This is a genomic window from Paenibacillus sp. strain BS8-2 (assembly GCF_054483835.1).
This window is the reverse complement of record NZ_CM137010.1, coordinates 1,360,450-1,386,482: the sequence shown is the minus strand read 5'-3', so window position 1 is coordinate 1,386,482 and position 26,033 is coordinate 1,360,450. Positions and strand designations below refer to the sequence as shown.

Below are 26,033 nucleotides of genomic sequence, written 5' to 3'. Positions count from 1 at the left end.
CTAGATTTCCGATACATTAGTATACAACGCTATTATACATAGATAATCGATGTATAGGGAAACGAGGTATACGTAATGATCATTAACAAGGAGTTAATGAAGGGCAGCACGGTTATCCTGATCTTAACGCTGCTGGACCGCAAAGCGATGTATGGCTATGAGATGACGAAGGAAATCGAGCGGAGCTCCGCGGGCGTATTCTCGTTTAAGGAAGGCACGCTGTATCCGATCCTGCATGCACTCGAAGCGGACCGTCAGGTGGAAGCATATTGGAGCGAGGAAGGTGCGCGCAAACGCAAGTACTATCGTATTACGGATCATGGCCGCAAGCAGTTGGAGCATAAGCGGGAGGAGTGGACGTTGTTCCGCACCTCGGTGGATCGAGTAATTGGGGAGGGCGGCGTATGAATAAGCCGAAGTATCCGATTATGGAGCACCCTGCCGTCCTGCGTTATTTGGACGATGTATGCGCACCGGTAAAGGCGAAGAGCGTCCACGAAGATATTCGACTGGAGATGGCGGGGCATCTGGAGGAGATTGTAGAGGAGTATATGGAACAAGAGGGGCGCGGATTGGACGAGGCTGTCGCGGCGGCGCTGAGGCAGATGGGCGACCCCCATGTCGTTGGCGAAGGGCTTCATGCCGCGCATCGGCCGCGTACGGAGTGGGGCATGATTGCTATGCTTACTCTACTGGTAGGTGTTGCTCTTGTCTCGATGTTCTCGCTTCAATCGTCCTCCATGGAGCAGAACACACTAGTAGTGAAGTTGATTTCGGGATCGCTGGGGCTTGTCTTCTTGGTTGTCATATACTTCACGGATTACCGCAAGCTGCTTCGCTTGTCATGGCCATTATATGGGGGGACGTTGCTTCTGCTGGTCATAGCACAGGTTCAGGGAACTCAGATCAACGGTGCAGACCAATGGATTGTTGTCGGGAATATGGGCCTCAATGTATACAGTATGTCGCCGTACTTGTTCCTCATTGCATTTGCAGGTATCCTTCAGCTGGATAAGGAGCGGCAGGCCCCTACACGATGGGGCAGGAGGTTATGGTTGCTGCTGAGAGATGTAATTGTATACGGGAGCCTGCCAGTGTATTTCTATATCATTGCGCCATCCATGGCGCAGTTCATGATATATGCAGCGGGCTTCATGATTTTGATGGTTTTCTCGGGTCGCATGAAACAAGTAATCGTTGTACTGTCCGGTCTAGCGGCAACAGCAGCGATACTGATCTACTCATTTAATTACCATCAATACGTGTACATATGGGACCGGCTATTCGGCGCTCTCAGCAAGAGCTCCGCGGGATACTATGCGAGTGGGCAAATGCTCGAGGCTATCCAATCCGCGGGACTATGGGGGCATGGATTCGGGAGTCACACCATCGATATTCCGTTCGCTAATTCTGATATGATGTTCGCCTATTTGATCTACAGCATGGGGTGGGTGTTCGGGACGGGATTAGCTGTCTTGGCTCTACTGTTAGCATACCGGATGATAGGGATCGGTCTACGCCTTAAGGATGGTTATGCGAGCAAGCTTGTGATCGGGATAACAGCTGTGCTCGCGCTCAGACTCGTCTGGAATATCCTGATGTGCCTCGGCTTGCTTCCTATACTTGGAATATCCATGCCGATTGTCTTATGGAGTTCGGGGTCTATCGTGGAATTTGCCGCCATTGGACTCGTATTAAGTGCCTACCGAAGGAAGGATATGATGAGCTCCCGCGATTATACAGGCTCGGCGACGGTGCTTCACTGAGAACTGATACGTACAAGTGTTAAAAGAAAATACAGTTTAGACTGAGAAAATAAAGTGTTAGACAGGCAACGCTCCATTAAACTAACTGGAATTAATTCCCATTATGTGGTAGTATTGTGTTGGGAATAAATCTTCTATATAAGGGTTAAGGAGAGGATTATGGTAATGGGTAACAAAGAAATAAGAGATTTAATTGATAAGTATCTTGAGGCATACAATTCATTTGAAATTGAAGGCATGGTTAAGCTCGTAAACGAAGATATAATATTTAGGAATATTTCTAATGGAGAAATCACCACGGAAACCAGAGGAATACAAGATTTTAGAGAATTGGCAGAACAGTCGTCATCGATGTTCTCCAGCCGTCGTCAGATAATCAACCAGTACAGCGTCATAAATGACAAAGTAGAGGTTGGAATTGATTATGAGGGTATTCTTGCTATTGATTTTCCTAACGGCTTAAAAATGGGGGATAAGCTTCAACTGAATGGAAAGTCAGTATTCGAGATTAAGGAAGGTAAGATATCATTAATTGAAGATTATAGTTAAGTAACATTCTAACGGGTACGTTAATTTAACAACGAACCACTCATATTGAGCGGTTTGTTGGCTATATTCATCTCAGCAGTCTCTCATTCGTTCTACGGTCGTAAAACTCACCCGCTTGCAGGTATCCAACAGCATTTTCTTCTGTTTGTCGGCATGTCGAGATCAGCATTTACAAATTTATACATACAATGCACTCCGCCCCGATCATGTGGCCTTAACGTAAGAAAATGGTTGTTACATATTCAGACCTTATTGATAAGGGGACCACAACCGAATTGGCTAGGTTTTTAAACCCCGACGATGTTGACGTTCCGGATTGGGTTGCAGATGATTTAATACGCAATTATAAACAATTATAAAAATTTCTTTAAACCCGATAACATGCCAGTCCATAATAATAATCGGTTTAATTTCGTAATAGAGGACTGCAATGGTAAAACACACGAAATTGAAGTGATTTACGATGCTGTCTAACTGGGAAATTTAGTTAAATAAAACAGCGGCAGTCTAACACTTGTTTTTCTTATGACAACAAGAACAAGAAAACCATCGACGCTATCCGTCGATGGTTTTTATTTGTTTGCCCGATAATGTTATGGCCTTCTCCACCAGCACTTGCATGGCGTCGACGCTGACTTCGGCCGCTCGGCTGCTCAGCTTGATGCAGGAGAGCTCCGTGCACGCCAGGATCACGCAGCGGCAGCCATGCTCGGTGACGAGCTCGTCGATCAGCGCTTCTAGTTCGTCGGGTGAGAAATCCATGTTGCTTTTGACGTTGGTGTAAATAATTTTCATCGCTTGGTCTTGAATACGATCATCGTGAGCGAATAACTCCATGTCGTATTGTTGACATACTTTGGCGTAGATGCCAGTGCGCATCGTACCGTTTGTTGCAAGAATGCCAATGCGACTGCCTGCACCGTAGCGTTCGCGGATGAGCTTAATCGTCTCTTCGACCATATGAATGATCGGAACGTTGGTCATCGCTTGCATGTCGTCATAGAAATAATGGGAGGTATTGCACGGAATCGCGATATGAGACACCCCGGCGAGCTCAAGCAATCGCAGATCCTTGGTAATGGCCTCGAGAAACAGCTCCTCTTTGCCCTCCAGGATGACGCTCGTACGATCAGGTGCGGTTGCGTGGTTCAGGATGACCATATCGATATGCTCCTGATCGCGGTCCGCTTTGGTGTTCTCGATCACTTTATCAAAAAAAACAGCGGTAGCTTTGGGTCCCATTCCCCCGAGCACGCCTAAGCTTGTATATTTCATAGGAGGTTGACCTTCTCTTTCGTCAAATAGCCCGAACGGGCGGGCACGCGGGGCAGCGACCGCATTAGGCTCTGCTGCTCATAATGTCGCATACGATCTCAGATTCGTTGAAGGGGATCTCCGTCTTGCCGATGACTTGGGTCGTCTCATGGCCTTTGCCGGCGATGAGAATGACATCGTCCTTCTGGCTCATCTCAATTGCGAATTCGATCGCCTCGCGACGGTCGACAATACCGCAATAAGTGCCGCCTGCCGCTTCGACAGCTGCGGCTACTTCGGCAATGATGGCGTCGGGATCCTGGTTCTTCGGATTGTCCGACGTGATGATGCAATAGTCAGCGTGCTCTGCGGCGATCTTGCCCATCGCTTCACGCTTGCCGCTGCCATCCTTGCCCGGTGCCGCATAGACGCCGAATACGAGGAGGAGCCGTCCTTTGGTAAATGGGCGCAGCGTCGAGAGCGCCTTCTCGAGACTGTCCTCGGTATGGGCGAAGTCGACGACAATCTTGCGATCAGCATCCTGGTAGACGACCTCAAGCCGTCCCTTGATACGCTCTACAGCACGGATGCCAGAAGCGATTCTCTCCAAGGAGACGCCTTCGCAATAGGCGCACGCAATAGCGGCGAGACTGTTATACACATAGATGAGGCCGGGCAAATTAACGCGAATATCAACGGTTCCTGCAGGCGTATGAGCGACATACGTGGTGAAGTCTGCTTCGTATTGAATATTTGTCGCGTACACGTCCGCCGAGCTTTCGCCTACGCTGTACGTGACAAGCTTGGCATCATAATGACGAACCTTGTCCGCCAACCGTCTTCCGTACTCATCGTCGACGTTGATGACGTTGTAGTCGCTAGTCAGGTCGAACAGCATAGCTTTCGCTTCGTAATACTCCTCCATCGTGCGGTGCAGCTCCAGATGATCCGGCGTCAGGTTGGTGAATACGCCAATGCGGAAGCGGGATGACGCCGTCCGGTGCAGACTCAGCGCATGCGAAGAGACCTCCATGACGCAGTAGTCCACGTTAGACTCCGCCATATCCGCGAACATATGCTGCAGATGAAGCGCTTCGGGAGTAGTCGGCGTGGTCGACTTCGTCGCCATCGCTTGATCGCCGATCATGGCGCCAATTGTTCCGATGACCCCAACGTTCGAGCCTAAGCCTTCTAATATCGATTTGACAAAATAAGTGGTCGACGTCTTCCCGTTAGTGCCCGTAATGCCAATCAGGCTCAGCTTCTCTGTCGGTTTGCCGTAGAATCGCGAGGATAAGAGCGCCAGCGCCTTGCGGGTATCCGGCGTCTTAAGCACCGTAACCGAAGGAGGGAAGTCCGCGAGCGGGATGTCGCGTTCCACGAGAATAGCAGCGGCGCCGCTCTCCGCGGCCTTGTTAGCATAACTATGGCCATCAACGGTGAAGCCTGCGATCGCGACAAACAGACCGCCTTCTGCGGCCTCGCGGGAATCGAAGGCGATCGACGTGATGTCGACGTCCAGTGTGCCCTGAAGGGCGACATAGTCCAGTTCTTCCAATAAGGAACGAAGCAGCATGTAATCAGCCCCTTTGTATACTTTTATATTACCACATTGGCTTTTATGAATAATTTAAGGTTTTCTAATCCGTTTCCGTATGTATATGAAGTCATTTTACTGCATCGCTTCTTATAATACAATTGCGAACGGACCCAGGGGGCCGAAGGTACGGTGTTGAGTAGGTCGAAAGTGCTATCTTGAAGACGAATCAGCCCTTAGCTGTCGAAATGTGCATGAAAATTATTGCCATTCGTCGACAAGTTTTTACAAACTCCTTGGTAATCAAGGAGTATAATGGAACTATTCCCTTGCCAAGTCTTCTAAGATAAGGAGTGTGCCTCGAAGCGAGTATGGATAAACAACTTCTGCTGACTCAGTTGCAATCGCTTAGGCTCAAGCTTCACGAGATTGCCGAAGCGCGAGGCAGTTTAACAGATCCGGCCGTGATAGCCATTAGCGAAGAGGCCGATCAACTCATCGTGGCGTTGCAATATTTGCAACGAGATGAGATTCAACACACGTCCAATCTAACAGATATAAAGAAATAGATGCTTCTCAACGATTTCGTAACCTACGGAAGAACCGGGTAAGCAGCATAGCGCATTCCGCATGCAGGACGCCGCTTGTGAGCTCCGTTTCGTGATTGAAACGGGGCTCTTGTAGTAGGTTCATAAGTGTCCCAGCGCAGCCTGCCTTGGGATCTGTTGTTCCGTAGACAACGCGTTTGATGCGCGATTGGACAAGCGCTCCGGCGCACATGGGGCAAGGCTCCAGCGTGACGTATAGCGTACAGTCCAGCAGCCGCCAGGCGCCGATGTTGTTACAGGCATCGCGAATGGCGACGAGTTCCGCATGGGCGGTAGGGTCGTGAGTCGTTTCTCTGAGGTTATGTCCGCGCCCGATAATTTCGTTATGCCGGACGATAACCGCGCCGATGGGAACTTCGCCGATCGCCTCCGCCTTCTCGGCTTCGGCAATAGCTTCCATCATCCAGTCGCGATCTTCTAATTCTCTTCTCATATTTAGTCTCCTATGCTCGGTTTATACAACGAACAAATATTCTTCTGTTAACAGGTAGTGGATAACAATGTGGATAACTAGCGTGTTATCAACAGAGTTACGCACATTCCATCCACTATTGTATATATATTCTGTGTATACTGTGAATAGATTGTTGATAATTGGGAGGGGGTCTTCTCGATTATCGCGAGAAGGGTGGGTTATTCCTTGTCGATCAAGTTCAAATTGACAGCAGCAATCACGCTTATGCTGGTATCTGTAGTCTTTCTCTATCATTTGGTGAACCAATACTCCATGATGCAGGGTCATGAGGAGTTGATGAAGGAATCGATGCACCATGCGTCCGTTCAAGCGAATCAAGCCGTAATCGACTACGAGGGACGTTCGTTGGTGTACAATATCGAACGAGTGGCAAGCCCGGACGAGAGCTTTCTTCAAATTAGTAAAGTGAACCCCTTTGTGAAAGAGATAACCGTATTCAAGAACAACACGAATAGTGTTGCCTACGGTAGTTATGTTTATATTGATGCTAACAACGATGCGCTCATTGCGCAAGCGCAAAAGGACAAGAAGCTGCACTATCAAACGATCAAATACAATGGAGAGCCATATTACCGCAGCTTCATGGCAAGCCCGGGTGTTAACGGCTATGTAATCAGTGTTGTTTTCGATCAATCCAGTGTTCGATTGATGCTTGGCATGAATAACACGAATGCCCTCCTCATTGCAGGCGTGTTCCTCCTCCTTATGGTGGTGCTTACCTATGTACTTGTTGGGGTTATGATTCGACCGCTCAAGGATATATTATGGAAGGTCAATGAAGTATCGTCCGTACGGTTCCATAAGCCGATCTTGATCAAACGCAAGGATGAATTCGGTCTGTTGGCGCTTAAGATCAACGCGATGTCCCAGAATCTCAGTATCTATATGAGCAAGCTGAGGAAGGCGTTCGAAGAGAACCGACAGATGAAAGAACATCTGGAGTCGTTTATCAACCACTCGAACGATGCCATCCACCTAATGGATCTCGACGGCAAGGTCATTCAGATCAACCGCGCATTCGAGCAACTGTTTGGGTATACGGAGGCCGAGGCGATGGGCATGCGCTTCCCGACTGTGCCGGATACTCACCGTATAGAGAAACGGCAGATGATTGGTTTGCTGCTCGCTGGCAAGAAGCTGCCGGCCCAAGAGACGGTTCGAATAACGAAGTCCGGCGAAATTATTCCGGTGAGTGTCATGGTGTCGCCGATTCGTGACTCGGATGGAACGATTCGAGCGTTCGCGAGCATCTGCCGCGATATGAGAAGCCGCAATCGGATGGAGGAGCTGCTGCGCCGATCAGAGAAGCTGACGACCGTAGGCCAGCTCGCTGCAGGCGTTGCGCACGAGATTCGCAATCCGCTCACAACGCTCAGGGGATTCTTGCAGCTGCAGCAGCAGAGCCAGAAGCTTAATCTGCAGCATGTCAATCTGATGTTGTCAGAGCTGGATCGCATCAATTTGATCGTGGGCGAGTTCCTGATATTGGCGAAACCCCAGGCAACCAAATTCGTAACGAAAGATGTCCGGAATGTCCTGAACGATGTCCTTGTTTTTCTTAATAGTGAAGCGCATCTACATAATATTGTGTTCCATACGGTCGTAACGGATGAAGAATGTCGCATCTCTTGCGAGGAGAATCAACTGAAGCAGGTGTTCATTAACTTGCTCAAAAACGCAATCGAAGCGATGCCGGGGGGCGGTCCAGTCCATATCTCCATCCAGCGCAAAGGCGAACGGATTGCGATTTCTATAACGGACGAGGGAGTCGGCATCCCGGAAGAGTTTATATCCAAGATCGGAGACCCATTCTTTACCGCCAAGGAGACGGGTACTGGGCTTGGTATCATGGTCAGCCAGCGGATTATTAACAGTCATAGCGGTACGTTAGATATTCAGAGCCAAGTCAACGTGGGCACATCCGTGAAGGTCACATTGCCGGTGCTCAAGCATGAGCCGGAGAAAGAGCTGCCGGCGGCGCAATAACAAATGAGACGAAGTGATGATCCTAACATAGTCCAGATAGGAGTCAAGCTCTAGCTTATGATAGAGAGAAAGAGGGGCTGATGATGAAGCGAAGAGCCGTCATAGCAGGTGCAACCGGATTGGTGGGCGGGGAGCTGGTCAAGCTGCTGCTTGGATCCAAAGATTACGAAAGCGTCACAGTACTCGTGCGAAGAAGAATTAATCTTGCACATCCGAGACTGACTCAGCTTGTGATTGATTATGAGGGAATCGGAGAATTGCCGATCGAAATGTTCGCAGGAGCGGATGTCTACTGCGCGCTTGGAACGACAATGAAGAAGGCAGGCTCCAAGCCGAGCTTCGAGCGGGTCGATTACCATTATCCCATGGAGCTGGCGAAACTGGCGAAGCGTGCCGGCGCGGAGAGACTGATGCTTGTGTCGTCGATCGGTGCGGATCCGGATTCACTTTTCTTCTACACCAAAGTCAAAGGCAGGCTGGAGCGCGACTTGCAAGGTTTATCGCTGAAATCGCTGCATCTGTTCCGGCCTTCGCTTATCTTAGGGAACAGGGGAGAATTCCGGTTAGGAGAGAGAATGGCTGCGGGTCTGTCCCAGTGGGGCTCCTTCTTGTTCGCGGGTCCATTAGGCAAATATAAGCCTGTACATGCAGAGCGGATTGCACAGGCCATGGCAACGGCCGCGTTGACTGGTCTCGCGTTCCCGACGATCATTACGTCACAAGATATCGAATCGATGGCTGGCCAGTTGCGGAAATAGAAAAGTTAGTGTAGGATACGCTACAACGAGGTGAGACAGCAGTGAGAATCAATAAATTTATAAGCGAAACCGGTTTCTGCTCCCGCAGGGAGGCGGATAAGCTGGTTGAGTCCGGCAAGGTGACGATCAACGGCGAGATTGCAGTATTGGGCAGTCAGGCCGAGCTTGGAGACGATGTTCGTGTAGAGGGCAAGCGGATCGGCGAGCAGAGACGACATGTCTATATTGCGCTTAACAAGCCGGTTGGCATTACCAGCACATCCGAGAGCCATATTAAGGGCAATATCGTCGATTTTGTAGGTCATGCCGAGCGGATTTTCCCTATCGGACGACTGGATAAGGATTCGGAGGGGCTCATACTCATGACGAATGACGGAGATGTCGTCAACCCCATCTTGCGATCCGAAGGGAAACATGAGAAGGAATATATCGTAACCGTGGACAAGCCGTTGACGGAAGTGTTCGTAAGAGGGATGTCAGAAGGCGTTAAAGTGCTTGGAAGCTTGACGCTGCCGTGTACAGTAACGCGTGTGGCTGAGCGGACATTCCGCATTATACTGACGGAAGGGCGCAATCGGCAGATTCGTCGTATGTGCGAGGCGTTCGGATATCATGTGCGCAAGCTCAAGCGCGTCCGAATTATGAACATCCATCTTGGCGAGCTGCCGGTAGGCAAGTGGCGTGACCTCTCGGAGGTCGAGCGAAGCGAGCTGTTCGGGCTGCTGCAATATCAACCGAGATAAATGGCTGCTGCAATAATAGCATTGAACCGGCATTGCAACAAATGATGTTGATCTTACATAGAAAAAGCCACATCCGCTACTTGAAGCAGCGAATGTGGCTTTTTTGTTGCTATTGTGCAGCCGGAGCGGCGGCGCCGGTCGCGGACAAGCTTTGCACATTTTGAGGATTCACGTAAGTGTGCAAGATCGAAACCTCCACGCGGCGGTTCTTGGCTTTGTTCGCTACCGTGTCATTATCTGCTACAGGGTGGTTCTCGCCATAACCGACGGCGCTAAACCGTTTGACGTCCAGAGACTTGTTCTCTAGCATCACGTCCAGGAATCGGATCGCTCGCATAGCGCTGAGATCCCAGTTGGATCTGAACTGTGAGTTATTAATTGGCGTGTCGTCGGTATGACCCGCAACAATAACATCATAGTTCGGGTATTGCGTCAGCATCGTTGCGATCGCGGTTGCAAGCTCTTCGGATTCTGGTTTGATTCTCGCTTGTGCAGGCGCGAACAAGGCGTTATCGCTAATCGTAATCAGTAGCTGTGACATGTTGAGTTTGGTCTCTAGGTCGGAGGTAAGTCCGTTCTTATCGATATAGGCGTCGATCTTTTTCTTGAGATCCTCTAGCTCTGCCTGCTCCCGCTTAATAAGTTCTTCCAGATCGGATTGGCTCTGTTGTTCGTTGTTCTCTTTATTTTCTTCCTTCTCATCACCAGCTTTGCCTTCCTTAGAAGGATCCTCGCCATTCTTGATGACAGCCGGCATATCAAGCACCCCGCTGCCATTGCTTAACGCAAGGCTGAACGCCTGCGACATCTCTTCGAACTTCTTGACGTCGACGGAGTTCATGGAATACAACACGATGAATAAGGCGAGAAGCAGCGTCAAGAGGTCGGCATAAGGGATAAGCCACGATTCGTCTACGTGTTCTTCATGATCGTCATGCTTATGCTTTCTGCTCAACGGCCCTCTCCTCCTTCTCTTTCATCAGCTTACGCTCTGTTGGTGTCAGGAAGACGGACAGCTTCTGGTTGATTGCGATTGTAGATACGCCTGACTGGATAGATAACAAACCTTCGAGCATCATGAGACGGATTTGAATCTCTTCTTTGGAAATACGTTTCAATCGATTGGCAATCGGATGCCACAATACATAACCTGTAAAGATACCAAGCAGCGTTGCGATAAACGCACCCGCAATCGCGTGTGCAAGCTTGTCCATGTCACTCATCTCGGATAGCGCCGCAACGAGACCGACAACCGCTCCGAGTACGCCGAGCGTAGGCGCATAAGTACCTGCTTGCGTAAAGATCAAGGCGCCCGCTTTGTGTCGATCTTCGGTTGCGGAGATATCTTCGAGCAGAACATCGCGTACGAGATCTTGGTCGTTACCGTCGATGATCATACGCATGCCGTTGCGGAGGAACGTATCTTCGATCTCGTCGACGCGAGCTTCAAGCGCAAGCAAACCTTCGCGGCGCGTAATGGATGCCCACTCCATGAAACGTGTAATAAGCTCCTCGCGCGAAGCGAACTTCTGCTCGGTGAATACAATCTTGAATAGTTTGCCTACCTTCTTAAGCTCTGACATCGGGAAGGCGATCATGACAGAGGCGACGGTACCCAAAATAATTATCATAAAGGCAGCTGGGTTGAGGAGCGACGATAAGTGAGCGCCTTTTACCACCATCCCGCCAAGCACTGCGATTAAACCTAATACAAGACCAATAATTGTAGTGTTCTTCATCATGCACCCCGTCCAGTTAAAATTCTTCGTGCATCGCGAGCAAGCGGAATCAGCGCTAAAGTCATCGTTTGCACTTGTCTACTTCTATTTATATCGACAAAAGGGTATTCTGAGATTATAGAGGTTGTTCAAAAAGTGAGCTTTCCATTAAGAAGCAGCTCGAGAAGCATTCCTGATCTTTTGAACACGAACTAATTGTCATTGGCAGTGAACCATAATATTAAGGAGATGTGTGAGAGATGGGTGTACGTCACGCACGTGAATACGCGGATATATTAAAGGAATTGACGCAAGCGGTTGGAGATATCGAGGAAAGCTATACGTTCTTCGAGATGGAGGAAGGCGAGTGGGATGCGCTGCCGCCGTCGGATCGACATGAAGTTATGGAGGCGCTCGCCGATGATGTTTTCTTTGGGCTGGGCGAGGATCCCAATATAAAGGTCGGGCAAGGTGGAGTTGTATACAACAACAAACATCATATTATTGAAGTGATGCAAGGAGATAATGTGATCCATATTATCCGTTTGATCTAGTTGCCCCACTTGGTGTATAAAAAGCGACATATCGGGATCGAATGCTGTCGAAAATCTTTACTTTAGTAAAGCTCTCCAGTAGAATAGAAACAAATCGAGTGGTAGTATAGCTGACATGATCGTAACATTGGGGAGAACAAAATGACAGGTACTCATTCGGCGGATTCGCTGCCACTAAGCCTGCGATTGGATGGAGAATCCATAGCGGCCTACTACCAGCCTATTATTGCGCTAGATACCAGGCGAATCGCCGGGTATGAGGTGCTGGGCAGGGCGGTAGGCAAAGATAAGGAGAGACCTCGGAGTCTAGGTCCTTTCTTTGGCGATCATTCTATTCCGATGGAAGAGCATTTGTTTGTCGATCGTCTCATCCGGGAACAGGCGATTGCGAAGCATGCGCAAGAAGAGGAACCATCGCTGCTATTTCTGAACTTGAAGCCGGACTGGATATACCGGCAAGCCGAGAGCGGAGAGTTGTATACGCTGGACCTGATCACGAAGTATAACGGCGATCCTTCTCGGATTGTCATTGAAATTACGGAAGAAAGTTTCAACGGATCGATGGATGTGCTCCGGAAGGTGATTGATTATTATCGCTCATACGGCTGTCTAATTGCGATCGATGATGTCGGCAGCGGATTCAGCAGTGCGGATCGTATCGCGCAGATTCAGCCGAACCTGCTTAAGATCGATATGCACATGGTCAAGAAGAGCGCAACGCATAACGGATATTATGGTGTGCTTCGATCCTTCTCTGAGCTTGCCGAGCAGATTGGCGCTTCCCTGTTGTTCGAAGGGGTCGAGACCAAAGAAGATCTGGAGCGGGCGATCCAATCGGGGGCCCGATATGTACAAGGTTTCCTATTTGCGCAGGCACAATCTGACTTTCTTGCGCCTTCAACCTTCGCTCCCTTCATCGAGAGTGGTCTAGAACGTAATCTGAGGCGATTGGCGGAGATCGAGAAGCAATGGCAGCACGAAGCAGAGGAGCTTGCCGAACGGATACAGACGATAGTGGGCGGAGTTGGGCACAACGAGAGTCCAGAGAATGCGGATGATTGGTTGGAGTGGCTGCTTCCGTTCTTGAGTGAATCCTGCACCAAGGTGTACATATGCAATGAAGAAGGGATTCAGCTGTCGGCCAATTTCAGCAGAGGCGAGGATGGCGGCTGGAGGCGTGAAGAGGAGTACAGGCACGCTAATTGGAGTTGGCGACCGTACTTCGTACCCAATCTGGTGCAGTTGAATGAGACAAGACGGGCTATCGTGTCCCGCTCGTATACGGATCTCGACTCCAGGGCTTGGATTCGGTCAATCTCGGTGCTGGTCCGTCCCGGCATTATCCTGTTTGCGGATAGCAAGGACGGAGTAGGTCCGGTATAGCCATCTGACCAGCGCCTGATTATCCTCGTTAATAGGAAGGCTCGTACACCATGCAATGAAACAGCTCCGGATCGCCGCCTGTTAACGAAGGGAGCAGATAGGTGTCCGTAATCCGAAATCCTGCCTTCTCATAGGCGCGGATCGCTCGCTCGTTCCAGATCAACACCTCCAGATCGATCTCGTTGCCGGGCATCCGGCGCAGCGCTTCCTCCGCCAGCATGCGAACGATGGATGCGCCAAGTCCCATCCCACAGAGATCTGGACGAAGTCCCAGTCCCAGCCTCGTGACGTTCCCCAGCGGGAAAAACTGGACATAGCCAATCAAATCATGCCGTTCGTCAAGAATGGCTCCATATTGCTGTATGCGCAGGACGGGATCACCGAATTCGATCTCGTCCTTTTGCATGGCATCCCAATCGGGCCAGTTGAAGCGCTCATAGGGGGCGCTGTACGTCCAGTCGCATAACTGGGCAGCATGGTCTAATTCCAGCGGCACGATAGTCATCGTTGATGTGTTTGGTTTATAATGAATAGGGTTCGGTTCAATCTCTTTATTGTTCATCATAATTGGATTATATCAGATAGGCGCTTGCTCGCGCGTATGTATCATAAGGGGAATTATCAACGTGAAGAAGCTGTTATGGATCGGTTGTTTATCTTATCTGGTTATAGGCATCGCCCATGTGGTGGGCGGTTCAATATTAGAGCAATTAATGGACTATTATGACGTCACCTATAAGGATGGCGGGCAATGGATCATGAATCAATTCCTCGGGTTTATGGTAGGGGTGCTGCTTGCGCCAAACTTGACCGCTCGGATTGGCAAACGTGGTGCCGTTCTGCTCGCTATGGGGTTGTTGACCATCAGCGAAGCGGCATATAGCTTACTCTTGCCATGGGGCTGGATGCTTGCGTTCGCCCCGATTGCAGGTATCGGGTTCGGGATGACGGAAGCGATCGTGGGAGCGGTGATCCTTGATACGATGAAGGGGAAGGCTTCGGCGATGAGCCGGCTGGAGACATTCTTTGGCATTGGGGCGCTTATTATACCGGTTACGGTGGCTTACTTGATACAAGAGCATGTCTGGCAGCTCTCATTTCCAATCCTCTCGGCAATGGCGGGAATTACGTTTGTATTGTGGTTGACCATGTCCTTTGGCGAGCTGGATGACAAGCTCGGCATAACGGCGGCCAAGGAGTCGGCGGCTGCAGCAGAACGGGCTGAATCGAGTCATTTGATTACCAGTAATATAACGGCAGGGTCGAAGAGGGGATGGCTTGGGTATACAGGCAAGCTGTTGCCGTTCTTGGTTCTTAGCGCGTTGTTCTTTATGGTGTATGTAGGGATGGAGATGAGTTTCTCCAACTACCTGCCTTCGATATTAATTGCTCGTACCGATCTTGGAGAAGCCGCTGCTGCTGCCTCGCTCAGCTTGTTCTGGGGAACGGTGGTGCTCGGACGATTGTTTGCCGGAATAATCGCCGATCGAATCGGCTATGTCCGATACTTAGCGATTGCAGTGACGGGAGCGTTAGTTGTTTTTGGTGTGATGACGTTGACCGGGCAGTTGTATTGGATGATGGTGCTAATCGCGCTTAGTGGTCTGTTCTTCTCCGGTGTATTCGGGATCGCTCTTGTCTACGCCAACAGCCTGCTCCCAGGCATGACGGAGCGGACGACGAGCCTGCTTGTCGCATTCGGTGGTATTGGCGGGGCGTTGTTCCCGCGAGTGACAGGCTGGTTGATGGATCGATTCGATGTAGAACTGACGATTAGCTATCTGGCCATCTTAGTTGTCATCATGTTGCTTCTGCTTGGAGCCATGCTCCTTCAGGGGCGCCGCATCGCGCGGTTCGAAACGAAGGAACAGAGCTAGGGCAGGTCGTACGACATACAAAAGGACCTCAATCTCCATGTAACAGTGGAAGTTGAGGTCCTCTTGTATGTGTGAGGCATATGTCCATTAAATACGCGTACGTTAGGGACAGTCCTGAATCACATCTCTTACTTGGCTGCTGCGACAGTCAGAGCTTGATACTCCTTCTCGTCCATTACGCGGCGCGCTGTTACGAAGCGCGACTTGTAATACGAGCCGTTCAGAGGTTCGATCGTAACGCCGTATCTCGTGGAGGCGTGGGCGAAGTTGCCGTCGCCAACGTAGATGCCTACGTGCGAGATGCCGCCGTTTATCTTGCCGCTTGTGTCGAAGAAGACTAGATCGCCCGGCTGAAGATCCGCCTTAGCGACTTTCGTGCCTTGCGTTGCTTGGTCTACCGATCTGCGAGAGAGATCAATACCCATCTTCTTGAATACGTAGCCAGTAAATCCGGAGCAGTCAAAACCTCTTGTGGTGGAACCGCCGTACGAATAAGGAGTTCCGATAACACCATCAATGATGCCGTCCATCTCGGAGCTTGCGAAAGCGCTTCCTGCCTGGAATGCAAGCAGAAGCACAAGCCCCAGCAATACAGAGCTAATCTTCTTCTTCAACTTGTAGTTCTCCTTCCGGTGCCGACGAGGTTAGCTGTGGGGTTCGGTTGAAGGTTCCCTATGACTTCACAGGCGCTGTATGGAAACAGACGTCGAAGCCAATTCACCCAGAGTGGTTCCCCCGTTTCCCTTGCGGGAATTAGGCAATATCATCCAAAGTTATTAACTAAGCATTATAATAATAGGAAAATGTTGATTCGTGTTGAATATGAGAAGATATTAATAATAGAGTGATAATTTTGGTGTTTAAAAGTGAAATTACTGGGTATAAGCGTACTGCCAAGGCGTGTAATTTGGCTGAGTTTTGTGTAAAATAAGGAGATAACAAAGTGGAGCGAGAGGCCGCTAGACAGGGTGTATCTCGCGTACTCACGGTAGAATTGGCGCTGCAGTGATAGGGATACCGTAATTCCCTTCAGGGGCGCACGAGTGGAAGGGGTAGGTCGCTAGTGGAGAACGTGCAGGAGAATAAGACATCATCCTCCAATTTCATTAAGAATATTGTCGTAGAAGATTTGAAGAGTGGGCGCGTGCAAGAGGTCATTACGCGTTTCCCGCCGGAGCCGAATGGTTATCTGCATATCGGACATGCCAAGTCGATCTGCCTGAACTTTGAGCTTGCCGACGAGTTCAAGGGCAAGACGAATCTGCGATTCGACGACACCAATCCCGTTAAGGAAGATACGGAATATGTGGATGCAATCCAAGAGGACGTGCGTTGGTTAGGCTTCGAGTGGGAGGAGCTACGCTTCGCTTCGGATTACTTCGAGGAGCTGTACAACCGTGCAGTGCTGTTGATTAAGAAGGGCAAAGCCTACGTTTGCGATTTGACTGCCGATGAGATGCGGGAGACAAGGGGGACGTTGACAGAACCAGGCAAGGAAAGTCCGTACCGGAGCCGCAGCGCGGAAGAAAACCTGGATCTATTTGCGCGGATGCGCGCAGGTGAGTTCAAAGATGGCGAGCGAGTTCTGAGAGCGAAGATCGATATGGCTTCGCCTAACATTACACTTCGTGATCCTGTGCTGTATCGCATCTCGCATTCGCATCATCACCGCACAGGCGACGCATGGTGCATCTATCCGATGTACGACTATGCCCATCCGCTTAGCGATGCAATCGAAGGGATCTCGCATTCGATCTGTACGCTGGAGTTCGAAGATCACCGTCCGCTCTACGACTGGGCTATCGCCGAATGCGAGATGGAGAGCGTGCCGCATCAATACGAATTCGCGAGACTCAACATCACGAATACGGTCATGAGCAAACGGTATCTGAAGCAACTCGTGGACGAAGGCGTCGTCGATGGCTGGGACGATCCTCGGATGCCGACGATCAGCGGGATGCGCCGCCGCGGCTACACGCCGGAAGCGATTCGTGCGTTCTGCCGCGAGATAGGCGTAGCGAGAAGCAACAGCGTTGTAGACGAGCGCAACCTCGAGCACTTTATCCGCGAGGATCTCAAGCTGAAGGCGCTGCGTACCATGGCGGTTCTGCGTCCGCTCAAGGTTGTCATCACGAACTATCCGGAAGGACAGACAGAGCTGCTGGATGCGGAGAACAACTCGGAGAATGAAGAGATGGGTATACGCCAAATTCCGTTCTCCCGTGAGATTTATATCGAACGAGACGATTTCATGGAAAATCCGCCGAGCAAATATTTCCGGTTGTTCCCTGGCAACGAAGTGCGTCTCAAGCATGCATATTTCATCGTTTGCCAAGAGGTCGTGAAGGACGAGCATGGCGAGGTGACCGAGCTTCGCTGTACGTACGATCCCAAGACCAAGAGCGGAAGCGGCTTTACCGAACGTAAGGTGAAGGGCACAATCCACTGGGTGGAGGCATCGCAGGCGGTACCCGCGGACTTCCGGTTGTTCGAGCCGCTTATTACAGATGAGGCGAAGGACGAAGGCAAGTCGTTCCTCGAGTGCATCAATCCAGGTTCGATGCAAGTGGAGAGCGGATATGTGGAGCCGAACATGAAGGAAGCTGTCGGAGGAGATAAGTTCCAGTTCTTCCGCCATGGCTACTTCAGTGTTGACGCCAAGGATTCGAACGGCGAGAAGCTGGTATTCAACCGTATCGTGTCGCTCAAGAGCTCATTCGACCCATCCAAAGCCTAGTAAGCCAAGTGGCAGCGGATATCGTTGACCTCTAGGTCGAGTATCACGATAACGAATACGATTCTGTATATGTCGAAAGCCGGTCAAGCTGAAATGCTTGGCTGGCTTTTGTTGGAGTGGGGAAGCGGGTCGGGAGGGCAAACGGATGAGTAACACGGACACTCGGGATGGACAGCCTCCCTTCTGCCATGGCTTGATCCTTGCCGGAGGGCAAAGCTCGCGTATGGGGCAGGACAAGGCACTGCTAGTCATAGACGGGCATACGCTGCTCGGCAGGTTGATCGGCGCAATGCGAGTGGCTTTATCTGGGGATATCGTCATTGCCGTTCATTCGTCGGAGCGAGAGGCGCTGTATAGGGAACGTCTTGGTACGTTGCCGCAAGGTGTGCGATTTGTCTATGACCGGATTCCAGAAGCGGGTCCGTTAGGCGGACTTGCTGCCGGTCTCGCATCGTTGCCGGCAGGGTACGCGTATGTGGCGGCTTGTGACTCTCCGGAGTTGTCTCCGAGCTGGGTGGCGAGACTGCTGGCTGAGGCTTCTGCCGAACAAGGTGTGCGGGTCGTTGCTGCAAGGGGCGAGCCGCTGCACGCGCTCTATCATACGGAAGCCTTCGGGCTAGCGGAGGAAGCGCTGGCCCTTGGCGATTACCGGCTCAGATTGCTGCTTCGGCGGCTTAACGCGAAGGAGCTGGAGCTTGGCGAGAGAGAGAAGGCGGCGTACGGATTGTTCAACTTAAACACGCCTGAGCAATTTGAGAGTTATTTGGCAGGTCGGAATCATAAGGATCCTATAAAAGATATATAGATCGTATAGACCACGATCACAGCAAACATCATGAACAATCAACAGCAGATGGAAGGCGGAGAAGGTCGGCAATGACGGATACAACTGATCGTTACGAAATGATGGATGCGACCGAGAAACATCTGGGGCGTATCGTGGAGATTTATAATTCGACTATCGCGGGTCGACGTGTGACGGCGGATTTGGAGCCTGTCTCGGTGGAGAGCAAGCGGGCCTGGTTCGATGCCCATTCGCCGAACGAGCGGCCAATCTGGATCGTGCGTGAGAAGGAGAGCGGCGAGATCGCAGCGTGGTTAAGCTTCCAGTCGTTCTACGGGAGACCGGCGTATCAGGCAACGGCGGAGATCAGTATCTACATCGCAGAGGAGTATCGGGCGCAAGGTCTCGGATCCTATTTAATCAAGCAGGCTATCGATGCTTGTCCGCGGCTCGGGCTTACAACGCTTGTAGGCTTTGTCTTCGGCCATAATGAACCTAGTCTCGCGTTGCTTGAAAAGTTTGGTTTCCAGCGCTGGGGGCTCTTGCCGCGTGTTGCCGTATTGGATGGTGTGGAGAGGGATCTCGTCATTACAGGCCTGCGCGTTTCGTAATATCCGTCTTGCTGAACAGGGAGGGAGGTGGCGGCAATTAAGTTATTCCGTCATGCTCATAGCAGCAATGTATGGTTTAACCTGTTTGTCCTTATGTGCGCGCTCGTATATTCGGTCATTATGTTATATTTGCTGTTCTACCGTCATCGCGATTTGTACGGCGATTATGCGTATAATCTGGTCCCGTTCGACACAATTGAGAGGTATGTCGTGTATCGTGACCACTTCAACTTCGATACCTGGTTCAAGAATCTATTCGGCAACGTTGTGCTCTTTATTCCGATAGGAGCTTTCCTGCCTCTGTTTGACAAGCGGTACCGGTCCGGACTATTGATGGTGACGGCTTGTGTGGCGATCATCGGATGTGTAGAGCTGGCGCAAATGCTGCTTCGGGTCGGAAGCTTTGATATCGACGACATCATACTAAATACGGCTGGCGCTTGGATCGGATTAATGCTGGTGCGGCCGTTCATGAAGGAAGGAAGACTGAAGCCATGAGCAAGTTTTGGAGTCCGCTTGCCGCATCTCTTGTGCCTTACGTGCCGGGAGAGCAGCCGAAGGACAAAACCTACATTAAACTGAACACAAATGAAAATCCGTATCCGCCATCTCCGTCCGCGCTCCGAGCGATGTATGACGCGGTTAACGATGATTTGCGATTATATCCAGACCCTGCCTGCGATGAGCTTGTTCGAGCTGCGGCTAGCTACTATGGGCTTGTGCCGGAGCAGACGTTTGTGGGCAATGGCTCGGATGAGGTGCTGGCCTTTGCTTTCGCCGCCTTCTTTGACCCTGCGAAGCCGCTCTTGTTCCCCGATATTACATATAGCTTCTATAAGGTATATGCCAAGTTGTACGGCTTGACGCCGAAGCTTATTGCGCTCGACGACGCGTTCAATATTCCGATGGAGCAGTTCGAGGGCGAGCATGGGGGCATCATTATGCCGAATCCCAATGCGCCGACTGCGCAGCTCATTCCGCTTTCCGAAATTCGTTCGCTGCTGGAGCGCAATCCGGACAATGTCGTCATCATTGACGAAGCCTACATCGACTTCGGCGGGGAATCGGCAGTTAGCCTTGTGCCGCAATACAACAACCTGCTTGTTGTGCAGACCTTATCCAAATCTCGTTCTCTGGCAGGACTTCGCGTCGGCTTCGCCTTCGGATCCGAGGAGCTGATCGACGGTCTTAACCGGATCAAGAATTCGTTCAATTCCTATACGATGGACAGAGTTGCCCTGAGCGGAGCGGTCGCCTCGTTGAAGGACGAGACCTACTTCCGCGAAACGACAGCAAAAGTTGTGGAGACGCGCGATAGAGTAATGAAGCAGGTGCTGGAGCTAGGTTTCCGATCGACTGATTCTAAAGCAAACTTCTTATTCATTGAACATCGTTCCATTCCGGCAAGCGAGTTGTTCGCTGAGCTTCGTGAGCAGGGGGTGCTGGTGCGGTACTTCAATTCTCCGCGCATCGACAATTACTTGCGTGTCAGTATCGGTACGGATGAAGAGATGGATGCTTTCATCAAGGCGCTTACAGTGATCGTGCAACGAAAATTAGCATAAAGTGTATCATGAATCAAAAGAAAACAGCCATGCAAGGCTCCCGGATGGGACGGGGCTTTGCATGGCTGTTTTCGATAAGGCGGGCGCCGGCGGCGCATTGTTCGCGGGAGTGTCGGTTATCTCCTGTAAACTCTGCCGCGCGCGTGGCGCCCGCATGACGGGCTAGTCTGTAGATATTCCCATATCGACTGAGGAGGTCGGCATGGAGATGAGTGCTATAAGGTGCTGCAAGACTTATGCCCGGATTACCTTACGTTACTGTGTAATTGTTGTCGAGTCTTGCGTACGAGCTCGGCCGCCTTGGCCGATCCACGTCCGTTTCCAGCTGCCTTGTACGAGAGCAATCAAGCCGATACATGCTAGCGCGATGACGCTGAGGATGAGGAATCCTGACGTGTAAGAGCCTGTGGACAGCTTCAGATTGCCCAGAATTTTGGGTAGGAAGAAGCCTCCTACGCCGCCGGCCGCGCCGACAATACCTGTCACGATGCCGATTTCCTTCTGGAATCGTTGGGGCACGAGCTGGAAGACTGCGCCATTGCCCATGCCGAGCGCCATCATCGCTACGAACAACAGAACGATCATTGTTCCGAGCGAAGGGAGTGACGAGACGCTGGCAAGCATGATGCCTACAATTGCGTAGAGCACAAAGAGCATGCGGACGCCGCCGAAGCGGTCTGACAGCCAGCCTCCAACAGGACGGAAGAAGCTGCCGGCGATTACGCAGATCGTTGTAAAGTCAGCTGCGCGGATGGGGTCCAGCCCGTACTGCGTATTGAAGAAGATCGTCAGATAGTTCGACAAGCCGACAAAGCCGCCGAAGGTCACGCTGTACATGAGACAGAACATCCAAGCATCGCGCTGCTTCAGGATAGTGCCATAATCACGCAGCTTCTTGGGAGCGGGTTGGTCCGGGCTGTCCTTGGCAATGATGCTGAAAATGATAAAGACGATGACGATAGGAATGAGTGCGAGACCAAATACGGCCTGCCAGCTGCCATAATATTCAGCGATCCGGTTAGCGAACAAGGTGGCGAAGACGGTACCGCTATTGCCGGCGCCGGCGATGCCCATAGCAAGTCCTTGATACTGCGGTGGATACCATCGGCTCGCGAGCGGCAGAGCGACTGCAAATGAGGCTCCGGCGACGCCGAGCAGCATAGCTACGACGTACAGCTCAGATAATGAAGTGACGAACTGCCAGCCGTAAATCAGCGGAATCATCGTGATGATCATACCGAGCTGTCCCGTACGTTTCTGGCCGATCCGATCAGCGAGGAAGCCGAAGACAAGTCGCAGAATGGAGCCGCCAAGAATCGGTAAGGCTACCAGGTTGGCCTTTTGGGCCGCGTTCATCTCGTATTCGCCCATAATGATGACTGCGAGTGGTCCGAGCAACACCCAAATCATAAAGCTGACATCGAAATACAGGAACGAGCTAAACAGGGACGGGGTGTGACCGCTTTTCAAAAATCCGTTACGAGAAACCATCTTACACATCTCCTCTCCAATGTGGAACTTTATCTCTACACATAAAAAGCCGCACGCAATCCCAAAGGATTGTTGTGCGGCTTCATTGCCACGGCGGCACGTCTTTGTGCTCGCTCGATATGAATAGTGGGAAAGTGTTCTCTCCGTGAGGCAACCTTCATCATTGAAAGTCGTCATGAAGCTTTCTCGCTTATCTATTTGCATTATAGGGGGCAAGTTAGATCTATGTCAATATACCTGACATAAAAAATTATCCGTGAATCAGCTGATATACTTTCACGATATTGGCGGCTACTTCCCCGATCCGTTTCCGTTCGTTCATGGCTTGCTTGCGGAGGAAGTCGTAGGCTTCGTTTTCTGTGATGCCTTTAATCTCGCTAAGTACGGCCTTCGCTTGGTCGATCCACTTACGCTCTTCGATCCGAAGCAGTAAGCTTTCCTTTTCTTCCGCCCACCGTTTGCGCTGCATCCAGCTATGCACGCCAAAGCTTAGCGCCTGACCCATTTCGGCAGGGAGCATGGAGCCGAATAATATCCCATCGAGGGAATAGCCCCACTCTTGTTGTCCGTGCTTCACGCGATTGTCCCGATCCGAGCTCAACCAGAAGATAGGCACCTTCTTGGCTCTTGTCACAGCGTACTGCAGTCCTAACATCTCATCCGCCGGGGCATGGATGACGACTGCATCCGCGATCATGACAAGCCCAAGCGCCTCGGCTTCGCTCTCGACGCAGTGCAGCTGCTTGCAGTTCTGCCGGAGGGCCTCCTTGGCGGCTCCTAAGGGCTTAGGCTCGATGAGCAGAATAATTGTCAGCATGATTAACTCCACTCCTTCAACGCCCGTTTCTTCTCTCTTGGGAAATTTGTAAGTTAATATAACACAGCATATGGACTCTGTCGATGGGATGGAAGGGCTGTTTACGATTAAACGGGGCAAAATCCTGAAGAAAAAATCCGCTTATATGTAAGGTTAAGTGCTACAAGGGGGTTATGTGAAGTTTTAACTATTTTAATGTCAGGTATATTGACATAAGTGAAAACCGCAGGTATACTTGCAATAATTATTCCAAGTCGACACAACGGCGTGTCGCATCCTATTTGGCAATGTAGCCTATTCCGTCATGTATCTTGCAGGCGGGGTAGGCTTTTTATGTTTATGAACGTAGGAGGGGACCACGATGAAGAAACTGGTGATGGTTGGCAATGGTATGGCGGGCGTGTCCTTTATAGAACAGCTGCTCAAGCTGAATCCAGGCAGGTACGACATTACGATTATCGGAGCAGAGCCGCATCCGAACTACAATCGGATTATGTTATCATCCGTGCTGGCAGGCGATGCCGACATGAAAGATATTGTTTTGAACGAATATAGCTGGTACGAAGAGAACGGGATTAAGCTGCACACCGGGCAACTGGTAACAGATGTCGATACAGAGGGCAGAGTAGTAAAGACGGATGGCGGGCTTGTCATCCCGTACGATGAACTGGTGCTGGCCACCGGCTCCCTCCCGTTTATGCTGCCTTTGCCGGGAGCGGATAAGGAAGGCGTTATCGCATTCCGGGACATGAAAGACTGCGAGACGATGATGGAGACGGCTAAGAGCTATCGGAAGGCGGTCGTCATCGGAGGAGGGCTTCTTGGTCTGGAGGCCGCGCGGGGGCTGCTCAACCTGAATATGGACGTTGAAGTCGTCCACTCAACGCCTTATTTGATGAACCGTCAGTTGGACAATACGGCATCCGTCATGCTTCGCGAGGAGCTGGAGAGCCAAGGGATGCGGTTCCTGCTTGGCAAACAATCGGAACGGATCCTCGGCGGGAACCGCGTAACCGGCCTTAAGTTTAAGGACGGAACGGAGGCGGCGGCCGATCTCATCGTCATGGCGGTCGGCATCGTGCCGAACGCGGAGCTTGCGAAGCGAAGCGGCATTAGCGTGAACAGAGGCATACTAGTCGACGATTATATGGGGACAAACGTACCTAACGTGTACGCCGTCGGCGAATGCGCCGAACATCGTGGCATCTCGTACGGACTGGTCGCTCCGCTCTACGAGCAAGGAGCGGTACTCGCCAAACGGCTTGCGGGCGTTGACAGCGCGGGATATCACGGCACGGTCCTTTCTGCCAAACTGAAGGTATCCGGAGTAAATGTGTTCTCTGCGGGCATCTTCTTGGACGAACCGGGAACGAAGGCACTAAGGGTACAGGATGACTTGGACGGCGTTTATAAGAAAGTGGTTTTCAAGGATGGAAAAGTGATTGGCGCCGTCTTGTTCGGAGACACGTCGGACAGCTCGCGCGTTTTTTCCTACATTAGAAGCGGTGAAGATTTTAAAGGTCGGGAGAAGGAGGTTCTGTTCGGGAAGTCGGGCGGCGATCAAGCGAGCGAAACGGATTTGGTAGCGGCGATGAGTGGTGACGAAATCATCTGCGGCTGTAACGGCGTGACCAAGGATACGGTAGTCGAGGCCATTATGGAGAAGGGTTGCGTCAGCATTGGCGAGATTAAAGCCTGCACGAAAGCGTCGGGCTCATGCGGAGGCTGTAAACCGCTCGTCGAGGCGATATTGACGGCGACAGTCGGGGTCGACAATGTGGCGGCCGCCAAGGATGGTATTTGCGGCTGCACGACGCGATCCCGTGACGAAGTTGTGGAAGCGATCAAGGACATGCGCCTGACGACGACCAAAGAAGTGATGCACGTGCTGGGATGGCACAACCCGGAAGGCTGCTCGAAGTGTCGCCCGGCCGTCAACTACTATCTCGGCATGATCTACCCCGATGATCACGAGGATGAGCCGGAATCGCGGTTCGTCAACGAGCGCAACCACGCCAACATTCAGAAGGACGGCACTTACTCCGTCGTGCCGCGGATCTACGGCGGGGTAACGACGCCGGAGGATCTCAAGCGGATCGCGGACGTGGCGCAGAAGTACGACGTGCCGCTCGTCAAGATAACGGGAGGACAGCGGATCGACTTGCTTGGCGTCAAGAAAGCGGATCTTCCGAATATGTGGAAGGATCTCGACATGCCTTCGGGTTACGCCTACGGCAAAGCGCTGCGTACCGTGAAGACGTGCGTGGGCAATACGTTCTGCCGGTTCGGCACGCAGGATGCCATCAAGATGGGCGTCGACATGGAGAAGAAATTCGAGCGGCTAAGCACGCCACATAAATTTAAGATGGCCGTATCGGGTTGCCCGCGTAACTGTGCGGAAGCAACGATCAAGGATCTTGGCGTCGTCGCTATCGACGGAGGCTGGGAGATCTACGTTGCCGGTAATGGCGGAACGCGTGTGCGCGCGGCCGATCTGCTCGTCAAGGTGAAGACGGAGCAAGAGGTGATGGACTGGACGGCGGCCTACCTGCAATATTATCGGGAGACGGCGGACTGGGGCGAGCGTACAAGCGAATGGTCTGTCCGCGTCGGACTGGACACGATCAAGGAAGCACTGGCGAATAAAGAAGACCGCGAAGCGCTCATCGCACGAATTGACAAGGCGCTTAGCACGGTTCAAGTGGATCCTTGGAAACAAATTATCGAAGATGACGGCCTGCGCAAGGCGTTCGACGCGCTTAGCGGACCTGTAAGCCCGGAAGCTGCGGCAGCCGGCGAAACTAACATTTGAGAATAGAT

Annotated in this window: 25 protein-coding genes and 1 riboswitch; of the genes, 16 read left to right on the top strand and 9 right to left on the bottom strand. The window is 51.4% G+C overall.

The genetic code is table 11. The features are described from left to right. Positions 1–75 precede the first annotated feature (75 nt). The 3 genes from ACX1C1_RS06015 to ACX1C1_RS06005 all read left to right on the top strand — a co-directional run bounded on the left by ACX1C1_RS06015 (position 76) and on the right by ACX1C1_RS06005 (position 2,315). Complete coding sequence (locus ACX1C1_RS06015; protein WP_458956225.1) at positions 76–408, top strand: PadR family transcriptional regulator; 333 nt, start codon at positions 76–78, stop codon at positions 406–408. Beyond that, positions 405–1,766 carry an FtsW/RodA/SpoVE family cell cycle protein gene (locus ACX1C1_RS06010; RefSeq protein ID WP_458956224.1) on the top strand — a complete coding sequence of 454 codons (1,362 nt, stop codon included), beginning with the start codon at positions 405–407 and terminating at the stop codon, positions 1,764–1,766. The genes ACX1C1_RS06015 and ACX1C1_RS06010 overlap by 4 nt, the downstream gene beginning before the upstream one ends. A gap of 165 nt (positions 1,767–1,931) precedes the next feature. Continuing rightward, positions 1,932–2,315 carry a nuclear transport factor 2 family protein gene (locus ACX1C1_RS06005; RefSeq protein WP_458956223.1) on the top strand — a complete coding sequence of 128 codons (384 nt, stop codon included), beginning with the start codon at positions 1,932–1,934 and terminating at the stop codon, positions 2,313–2,315. A 555-nt stretch (positions 2,316–2,870) separates the two neighbouring features. Here the strand turns inward: ACX1C1_RS06005 and cuyB are convergent. Together cuyB and ACX1C1_RS05995 are read right to left on the bottom strand one after the other, a co-directional pair. Further along, a complete protein-coding gene (cuyB, locus tag ACX1C1_RS06000) occupies positions 2,871–3,590 on the bottom strand; it encodes a cysteate racemase (protein WP_458956222.1) in 720 nt (239 codons plus the stop codon). A 64-nt stretch (positions 3,591–3,654) separates the two neighbouring features. Then, on the bottom strand, positions 3,655–5,145 hold the full coding sequence (locus tag ACX1C1_RS05995) for a UDP-N-acetylmuramoyl-L-alanyl-D-glutamate--2,6-diaminopimelate ligase (RefSeq protein WP_458956221.1): 1,491 nt from the start codon (positions 5,143–5,145) through the stop codon (positions 3,655–3,657). A gap of 332 nt (positions 5,146–5,477) precedes the next feature. Here ACX1C1_RS05995 and ACX1C1_RS05990 point away from each other — a divergent pair, with 332 nt between their 5' ends. After that, a complete protein-coding gene (locus ACX1C1_RS05990; RefSeq protein WP_458956220.1) occupies positions 5,478–5,675 on the top strand; it encodes a Spo0E family sporulation regulatory protein-aspartic acid phosphatase in 198 nt (65 codons plus the stop codon). A gap of 7 nt (positions 5,676–5,682) precedes the next feature. Here ACX1C1_RS05990 and tadA read toward each other — a convergent pair whose 3' ends face one another. Then, complete coding sequence (gene tadA / locus ACX1C1_RS05985) at positions 5,683–6,147, bottom strand: tRNA adenosine(34) deaminase TadA (protein ID WP_458956219.1); 465 nt, start codon at positions 6,145–6,147, stop codon at positions 5,683–5,685. A 207-nt stretch (positions 6,148–6,354) separates the two neighbouring features. On the opposite strand from tadA, the gene ACX1C1_RS05980 reads away from it, so the two are divergent. The 3 genes from ACX1C1_RS05980 (at position 6,355) to rluF (ending at position 9,676) form a co-directional block, all read left to right on the top strand. Continuing rightward, a complete protein-coding gene (locus tag ACX1C1_RS05980) occupies positions 6,355–8,175 on the top strand; it encodes a PAS domain S-box protein (protein WP_458956218.1) in 1,821 nt (606 codons plus the stop codon). Between the two features lie 80 nt (positions 8,176–8,255). Beyond that, a complete protein-coding gene (locus tag ACX1C1_RS05975) occupies positions 8,256–8,933 on the top strand; it encodes an NAD(P)H-binding protein (protein ID WP_458956217.1) in 678 nt (225 codons plus the stop codon). Between the two features lie 41 nt (positions 8,934–8,974). Further along, positions 8,975–9,676, top strand: coding sequence for a 23S rRNA pseudouridine(2604) synthase RluF (gene rluF, locus ACX1C1_RS05970; protein WP_458956216.1), 702 nt, complete (start codon positions 8,975–8,977; stop codon positions 9,674–9,676). Positions 9,677–9,785: 109 nt separating this feature from the next. Here rluF and ACX1C1_RS05965 read toward each other — a convergent pair whose 3' ends face one another. After that, a complete protein-coding gene (locus tag ACX1C1_RS05965; protein WP_458956215.1) occupies positions 9,786–10,631 on the bottom strand; it encodes a flagellar motor protein MotB in 846 nt (281 codons plus the stop codon). After that, positions 10,615–11,415 (bottom strand): flagellar motor stator protein MotA, encoded by an 801-nt coding sequence (motA, locus tag ACX1C1_RS05960; RefSeq protein ID WP_458957604.1) that lies wholly within the window; start codon positions 11,413–11,415, stop codon positions 10,615–10,617. Before motA ends, ACX1C1_RS05965 begins: the two co-directional genes overlap by 17 nt. A gap of 239 nt (positions 11,416–11,654) precedes the next feature. On the opposite strand from motA, the gene ACX1C1_RS05955 reads away from it, so the two are divergent. Together ACX1C1_RS05955 and ACX1C1_RS05950 are read left to right on the top strand one after the other, a co-directional pair. Further along, the gene (locus ACX1C1_RS05955) at positions 11,655–11,948 is read left to right on the top strand and encodes a hypothetical protein (protein ID WP_458956214.1); all 294 of its coding nucleotides are present in this window, start codon (positions 11,655–11,657) and stop codon (positions 11,946–11,948) included. A gap of 141 nt (positions 11,949–12,089) precedes the next feature. After that, on the top strand, positions 12,090–13,331 hold the full coding sequence (locus ACX1C1_RS05950) for an EAL domain-containing protein (protein ID WP_458956213.1): 1,242 nt from the start codon (positions 12,090–12,092) through the stop codon (positions 13,329–13,331). 28 nt (positions 13,332–13,359) lie between these two features. Here ACX1C1_RS05950 and ACX1C1_RS05945 read toward each other — a convergent pair whose 3' ends face one another. Beyond that, positions 13,360–13,893: a GNAT family N-acetyltransferase gene (locus tag ACX1C1_RS05945; RefSeq protein ID WP_458957603.1), complete on the bottom strand. Its 534-nt coding sequence runs from the start codon at positions 13,891–13,893 to the stop codon at positions 13,360–13,362. A gap of 64 nt (positions 13,894–13,957) precedes the next feature. On the opposite strand from ACX1C1_RS05945, the gene ACX1C1_RS05940 reads away from it, so the two are divergent. Next, positions 13,958–15,208 carry an MFS transporter gene (locus ACX1C1_RS05940; RefSeq protein WP_458956212.1) on the top strand — a complete coding sequence of 417 codons (1,251 nt, stop codon included), beginning with the start codon at positions 13,958–13,960 and terminating at the stop codon, positions 15,206–15,208. 128 nt (positions 15,209–15,336) lie between these two features. On the opposite strand, the gene ACX1C1_RS05935 is transcribed toward ACX1C1_RS05940, so the two are convergent. After that, entirely contained in the window at positions 15,337–15,822 is a 486-nt protein-coding gene (locus ACX1C1_RS05935) for a C40 family peptidase (protein ID WP_458956211.1), read from the bottom strand. 4 nt (positions 15,823–15,826) lie between these two features. Beyond that, a riboswitch (cyclic di-AMP (ydaO/yuaA leader) is annotated at positions 15,827–15,978 on the bottom strand. 293 nt (positions 15,979–16,271) lie between these two features. On the opposite strand from ACX1C1_RS05935, the gene ACX1C1_RS05930 reads away from it, so the two are divergent. The 5 genes from ACX1C1_RS05930 to hisC all read left to right on the top strand — a co-directional run bounded on the left by ACX1C1_RS05930 (position 16,272) and on the right by hisC (position 20,905). After that, positions 16,272–17,945, top strand: coding sequence for a glutamine--tRNA ligase/YqeY domain fusion protein (locus tag ACX1C1_RS05930; protein ID WP_458956210.1), 1,674 nt, complete (start codon positions 16,272–16,274; stop codon positions 17,943–17,945). 145 nt (positions 17,946–18,090) lie between these two features. After that, entirely contained in the window at positions 18,091–18,750 is a 660-nt protein-coding gene (gene mobA, locus ACX1C1_RS05925; protein WP_458956209.1) for a molybdenum cofactor guanylyltransferase, read from the top strand. Positions 18,751–18,821: 71 nt separating this feature from the next. Beyond that, positions 18,822–19,340, top strand: a complete 519-nt coding sequence (locus tag ACX1C1_RS05920) for a GNAT family N-acetyltransferase (protein ID WP_458956208.1) — start codon at positions 18,822–18,824, stop codon at positions 19,338–19,340. A gap of 27 nt (positions 19,341–19,367) precedes the next feature. Beyond that, positions 19,368–19,838: a VanZ family protein gene (locus tag ACX1C1_RS05915; RefSeq protein WP_458956207.1), complete on the top strand. Its 471-nt coding sequence runs from the start codon at positions 19,368–19,370 to the stop codon at positions 19,836–19,838. Further along, entirely contained in the window at positions 19,835–20,905 is a 1,071-nt protein-coding gene (gene hisC / locus ACX1C1_RS05910; RefSeq protein WP_458956206.1) for a histidinol-phosphate transaminase, read from the top strand. Before ACX1C1_RS05915 ends, hisC begins: the two co-directional genes overlap by 4 nt. A 255-nt stretch (positions 20,906–21,160) precedes the next feature. Here the strand turns inward: hisC and ACX1C1_RS05905 are convergent, their stop codons facing one another. Continuing rightward, complete coding sequence (locus ACX1C1_RS05905; protein WP_458956205.1) at positions 21,161–22,396, bottom strand: nitrate/nitrite transporter; 1,236 nt, start codon at positions 22,394–22,396, stop codon at positions 21,161–21,163. 250 nt (positions 22,397–22,646) lie between these two features. Then, on the bottom strand, positions 22,647–23,213 hold the full coding sequence (locus tag ACX1C1_RS05900; protein WP_458956204.1) for an ANTAR domain-containing response regulator: 567 nt from the start codon (positions 23,211–23,213) through the stop codon (positions 22,647–22,649). 361 nt (positions 23,214–23,574) lie between these two features. Between ACX1C1_RS05900 and nirB the strand changes: the two genes are divergently transcribed. Next, positions 23,575–26,025, top strand: coding sequence for a nitrite reductase large subunit NirB (nirB, locus tag ACX1C1_RS05895; RefSeq protein WP_458956203.1), 2,451 nt, complete (start codon positions 23,575–23,577; stop codon positions 26,023–26,025). The last annotated feature ends 8 nt before the right edge of the window (positions 26,026–26,033 follow it).